Below are 389 nucleotides of genomic sequence, written 5' to 3'. Positions count from 1 at the left end.
GCTCAGCAATGCGAGAAAAATAACGAGAGATACCGCCATAATTTTGCAGGCAAAATATTTGGTGATCAAATGCAACGCGCATTTTTATTTTCCGGCTCGTGAAAAATAAGATCTTAATTGACTAAGAGATTGAGAGCGTACCGTATCAAACTCATGAGTGCCATATGTTGTATCGGCATAGATACGCAGTGGAATTATATCAGTGTGTTTCTCCACTGAAGCCTCCGCGTATCAAAGCGAAAGATAAACAAACGAAGCGCGATGAGTAAGTAGGTAACTCCTAGAGAAAGTAACATCGTGATGATGTTGTTAAGGTGAAGAGCGTCAAATAGCGTTTTCAGGGCAGTTAATGAAAGGAAAGAAATCAGTAAGGGCATGAATATTGCCTC

1 protein-coding gene is annotated in these 389 nt (G+C 40.4%); it reads right to left on the bottom strand.

Annotated elements, in window-relative coordinates:
• Positions 1–194: 194 nt before the first annotated feature.
• A partial coding sequence (locus SxD43FB_RS25765; RefSeq protein WP_217988865.1) for a hypothetical protein occupies positions 195–389 on the bottom strand: 195 nt, incomplete at its 5' end.

Source organism: Sphingobium sp. D43FB (assembly GCF_002312805.1).
In the GTDB taxonomy this organism is placed as follows: domain Bacteria; phylum Pseudomonadota; class Alphaproteobacteria; order Sphingomonadales; family Sphingomonadaceae; genus Sphingobium.
Note: the sequence above shows the minus strand (reverse complement) of the source record. Positions and strands in the feature narration are given on the sequence as shown.